The sequence below is a fragment of the Selenomonas sp. genome, from assembly GCF_052169755.1.
Classification (GTDB): domain Bacteria; phylum Bacillota; class Negativicutes; order Selenomonadales; family Selenomonadaceae; genus Selenomonas.
On sequence record NZ_JBQNBV010000151.1, the window covers coordinates 1 to 4,446 of the forward strand.

Annotated in this window: 6 protein-coding genes; all 6 read left to right on the top strand. The window is 59.9% G+C overall.

Translation table 11 applies throughout. The features are described 5' to 3' along the window. Window positions 1-473 (top strand): dihydrofolate reductase family protein (locus tag ACTTKG_RS09300; protein ID WP_442673929.1); only part of this gene is annotated, 473 nt, incomplete at its 5' end. A gap of 3 nt (window positions 474-476) precedes the next feature. Then, complete coding sequence (locus tag ACTTKG_RS09305; protein ID WP_442673930.1) at window positions 477-1,127, top strand: riboflavin synthase; 651 nt, start codon at window positions 477-479, stop codon at window positions 1,125-1,127. A 53-nt stretch (window positions 1,128-1,180) separates the two neighbouring features. Then, the gene (locus ACTTKG_RS09310; RefSeq protein WP_442673931.1) at window positions 1,181-2,395 is read left to right on the top strand and encodes a bifunctional 3,4-dihydroxy-2-butanone-4-phosphate synthase/GTP cyclohydrolase II; all 1,215 of its coding nucleotides are present in this window, start codon (window positions 1,181-1,183) and stop codon (window positions 2,393-2,395) included. Window positions 2,396-2,413: 18 nt separating this feature from the next. Beyond that, entirely contained in the window at window positions 2,414-2,881 is a 468-nt protein-coding gene (gene ribH / locus ACTTKG_RS09315; RefSeq protein WP_442673932.1) for a 6,7-dimethyl-8-ribityllumazine synthase, read from the top strand. Between the two features lie 11 nt (window positions 2,882-2,892). Next, window positions 2,893-3,450, top strand: coding sequence for a phosphodiesterase (gene yfcE, locus ACTTKG_RS09320; protein ID WP_442673933.1), 558 nt, complete (start codon window positions 2,893-2,895; stop codon window positions 3,448-3,450). Between the two features lie 51 nt (window positions 3,451-3,501). Continuing rightward, the gene (locus ACTTKG_RS09325) at window positions 3,502-4,446 is read left to right on the top strand and encodes a nitronate monooxygenase (protein WP_442673934.1); all 945 of its coding nucleotides are present in this window, start codon (window positions 3,502-3,504) and stop codon (window positions 4,444-4,446) included.

A 4,446-nucleotide genomic window follows, 5' to 3' on the forward strand; every position in this document is an offset into this window, starting at 1 on the left:
ACGGCACGGGAAAAAATCCTGTGCGCGTCATCATCGACAGCCGCGCACGCACGCCGCTTGGGGCGAAGGTCGCCCGCGACGGCGCGGCAAAGACGCTCGTCGCCGTGACGCGCGCTGCGCCCGAAGAGCGCTGCGCGGCTCTTCAGGCGGCGGGTGTCGAAGTCGTCTGTGCGGGTGCGGGTGAGCGCGTCGATCTTTTGGCGCTCATGCGACTGCTTGCGGCGAGGGACATCACATCGGTCTTTGTCGAGGGCGGCGGCACGCTGAATTTCTCGCTCTTTGCGGCGGGGCTGGTCGATAAGGTTCATGCCTTTATCGCGCCGAAGATCGTGGGCGGTGCGGATGCGCTGACTTCTGTCGAGGGCGCGGGCTTTGCCGAGCTTGCCGATGCGGTGGAGCTGAAGAATCTTACGATGGAGCGGCTCGGCGACGATCTGCTCCTCACAGGCTATGCGGCGAAGGGAGCGAGGTAGCCGTTGTTTACGGGAATCATTGAAGAAGTCGGCACGCTCGATCGCTTGGCGGGCGGCGAGATTGCCATACGCGCGGCGAAGGTGCTCGAAGACGTCGCCCTCGGCGACAGCATCGCGGTCAACGGCATTTGTCTGACCGTCACGCATTTTGATGCGGCGCATTTTACGGCGGACGTCATGCCCGAAACGGTGCGGCGCACGTCGTTGGCAGAGCTTAGGCACGGCAGCCGCGTGAACTTAGAGCGTGCCTTGACGCTTCAAAGCCGCTTGGGCGGTCACATTGTCAGCGGTCACATCGATGGCGTGGGTACGATCGCCGCGATGCAGGAAGAGGGCAACGCCATCTTGCTGACGGTGCGTGCGCGGGACGATCTCCTGCGCTACATCGTGGAGAAAGGCTCGGTCGCGCTCGACGGCATCAGCCTCACGGTCGCGCGCGCGGGAGCGGCGGAGTTCACGGTCAGCCTCATTCCGCATACGCGCGAGATCACGAATTTGCGCGAAAAGCGCATCGGCAGCCGTTTGAATATTGAGACGGACATTCTCGGCAAGTATGTGGAGAAACTTTTTCCGGGAGGACGTGCGCCGGGCGACGCCGCGCCGAGGAGTGCGGGCGGTTTGACTTTGGGTTTCCTGCGCGAGCAGGGATTTTAAGGAAGCACGGCTGAAAGGAATACCGTGTTTCCCAAAGATAAGGAGATGTAAGTATGTCAGATTTTGCAACGGTAGAGCAGGCGATCGAGGATATTCGATACGGCAAAATGGTCGTCGTCGTGGACGATGAGGATCGCGAGAACGAGGGTGATCTCATCATCGCGGCGGCAACGGTGAAGCCCGAGGACATCAATTTCATGGCGAAGTACGCGAAAGGGCTGATCTGCACGCCGATTGACGGCAAACGTTTGGATGAGCTGAACATCGGGCAGATGGTCGCCAACAATACGGACAATCATGAAACGGCGTTCACGGTTTCCATCGACGCGTACAATACGGATACGGGCATCTCGGCGTTCGAGCGCTGCCAGACGATCAAGATGCTGCTGGACCCGAAAGCAAAGCCTGCGTCTTTCCGCCGTCCGGGGCACGTTTTCCCGCTGCGTTCCGTCGAGGGCGGCGTGCTGCGCCGCACCGGCCATACGGAGGCGACGACGGATCTTGCGCGACTGGCGGGATTCTATCCGGCGGGGCTTTGCTGCGAGATCATGGCGGACGACGGGCACATGATGCGCACGCCGGAACTCAAGGAATTTGCGAAAAAGCATGGGCTGAACATCATCACGGTCAAGTCGCTCATCGAGTACAGGAAGCGCACGGAGAGCTTCGTCAAGCAGATCGCCGATGTTGATTTTCCAAGCCGCTACGGCCATTTTCGGATCAAGGCGTATGAGAGTACGCTCGACGGCAAATGCCACCTCGCTGTCGTCAAGGGCGAGGTCGCGGGCAAGAAGAATGTGCTCGTGCGCGTCCACTCCGAATGCTTGACGGGCGACGCGCTCGGCTCGATGCGCTGCGACTGCGGCGATCAGCTCGGCATCGCCTTGAAGAACATCGAGAAGGAAGGCGAAGGCGTCGTGCTCTACATGCGCCAAGAGGGGCGCGGCATCGGTCTGGCGAACAAGATGCGCGCCTACGAGCTGCAGGATAAAGGCGCGGATACGGTCGAGGCGAATGTCGAGCTGGGCTTTGCGCCGGATCTCCGCGACTACGGCATCGGCGCACAGATTCTTTCCGACCTCGGCCTGACGAGCATCCGTCTTATGACGAACAATCCCGCCAAGCGTGCGGGGCTTGAGGGCTACAACCTCGAAATCGTCGAGCGCGTGCCGCTCGTCGTCAAGGCAAACAAGTTCGACAAACGGTACTTGAGCGTCAAAAAGGTCAAGATGGGGCATCTCTTGAATGATGATTCGCTGAATGACTGAGATTGAGGGGGAAATATCATGGCAAAGACCATCGAAGGATTCATTACAGGCAAGGGACTTCATATCGGTATCGTGGCGGCGCGTTTCAATGAGTTCATCACGAGCAAACTCCTGGGCGGCGCACTCGATACGCTGCATCGTCATGAAACGAAGGAAGAGGATATTGACGTCGCTTGGGTGCCGGGCGCGTTTGAGATCCCGCTCGTCGCCAAGAAGATGGCGGAGAGCGGCAAGTATGACGCGGTGATTTGCCTCGGCGCGGTCATTCGCGGCGCGACGACGCACTATGACTACGTTTGCAGCGAGGTGTCGAAGGGGGTCGCGCAGGTCGGGCTTTCGACGGGCGTGCCGACGATTTTCGGCGTATTGACGACGGAGAATATCGAGCAGGCGATCGAGCGTGCGGGGACGAAGGCGGGCAATAAAGGCTCCGACTGCGCCTTGGCGGCGATGGAGCTGGCGAGCCTTCTGCAGAAGATCGGCTGAGGGGTGAGGTCATGAAAATCGGCATCATCAGCGACACGCACGGCTGTGAGAAACGCTGGGCGCTTGCCTACGAGAAGCATTTCCATGACGCCGATCTCATCATTCATGCGGGCGACGTGCTCTATCACGGCCCGCGCAACCCGATGAAGGAGGACTACAACCCCGCAGGGCTTGCGGAGAAAATCAACGCGAGTGCGCCGCCCGTTCTCATCTGCCGCGGCAACTGTGATTCCGAGGTTGACCAGCTCGTGCTCAGAACGCCGATCCAAGCCCCTTACGCTTATGCTTTTGCGGGCGGCAGGCGCATCGTCGCGACGCACGGACATCTCATCGAGAGCGATGCCGCGAAAGATGAGGCGGCGCGTGCGATGTGCGCCGACGTATTCATCACGGGGCATATCCACACGAACGTCTTGGAAAAGCGCGGTGCAGCCGTGTTCGTCAATCCCGGCTCGCCGTCGCTTTCCAAGCGCGAAGACGGCAGGGCGACCATCGCCTTGATGACGGATGAGAAAATCACGATTCTCGACCTCGATACGGACGAGGTCCTGATGGAGCTGGCGCTTTGACGAGAAGATGAAAAATGATGGACATAGAAGCAGACGAATGGAGGAAACATTATGGCAAAGAGCATCACGGAAGTTTTGGGCATCAAGTACCCGATCATTCAGGGCGCGATGGCTTGGATCGCGGACGCAGAACTTGCGGCAGCGGTGTCGAATGCAGGCGGTGCGGGCATCATCGCGGCGGGCGGGCGCTCGACCGAGTGGGTCGAGCAGGAGATCCGAAAAGCGCGGGAGCTGACCGATCAGCCTTTTGGCGTCAATGTCATGCTCATGGCGCCGAACAAAGATGAGATCGTCGAGGTCATTTGCCGTGAGAAGCCGGCTTTCGTGACGCTCGGCGCGGGCAATCCCGTGCCGTTCTTGGAGAAGTTCAAGAGCGCGGGCGTCAAGACGATTCCTGTCGTGCCGAACGTGAAGCTCGCGAAGCGTATCGAGGCGGCGGGTGCGGATGCGATCGTTGTCGAAGGGATGGAAGCGGGCGGTCACATCGGCGTATTGACAACGATGGCGCTGATGACGCAGGTCATTCCTGCGGTCAAGATTCCCGTCGTCATGGCGGGCGGTATCGCCGACGGACGCGGCATGGCGGCGGCGCTTTTGATGGGCGCGGCGGGCGTGCAGATGGGGACGCGCTTCCTCGTCGCCGAGGAGTGCCATGTGCATCCGAAGATGAAGGAGAAGCTCATCGAGGCAGTCGATACGGATACGATCGTTACGGGCGTTTCGATCGGCGGCGCGGTGCGCGGCATCAAGAACAAGTTCGCAGAGGATTTCGTCGCGCTGGAGTTCTCGGGCAAAGCGACGAAGGAAGAACTCATCGAGCGCGCGACAGGCACGAATAAACTCGCCGCTGTTGACGGCGATGTCGAAAACGGTATGATGCAGGCGGGGCAGAGCCTTCTGCCGCTCAAGAAGATCGAGCCGGTCAAGACGATCATCGAAGAACTTGTCAAAGAAGCGAAAGAAGCGCTTTTGAATGCAGGTAAGATCGAGATTTGA